Below are 238 nucleotides of genomic sequence, written 5' to 3' on the forward strand. Positions count from 1 at the left end.
CCTGCACTGGGAATTTATGTTCACCCGTTCAATGTTTGAGACGGATGATATGATCGCCCAGCATCAGCTGCTCACCCGCGTGGCGGCGCTGATCGACAACCACACTATCGAAACCACCCTTGGCGAACACTACGGCGCCATCACCGCCGCCAATCTGCAGAAAGCGCATCGCCAGCTGGAAACCGGACGCGCCGTCGGCAAGATCGTGCTGGAGGGGTTTTAAGATGATATCGCTTAT

Annotated in this window: 1 protein-coding gene; it reads left to right on the forward strand. The window is 56.3% G+C overall.

All coding sequences use genetic code 11. The features are described from left to right. A partial coding sequence (locus ACODJP_RS14490) for a zinc-binding dehydrogenase (RefSeq protein WP_422482695.1) occupies window positions 1–223 on the forward strand: 223 nt, incomplete at its 5' end. Window positions 224–238 lie beyond the last annotated feature (15 nt).

It is taken from the genome of Pleomorphochaeta sp. DL1XJH-081 (genome assembly GCF_049310885.1).
Taxonomy (GTDB): Bacteria; Spirochaetota; Spirochaetia; order Sphaerochaetales; family Sphaerochaetaceae; genus CAYZJV01.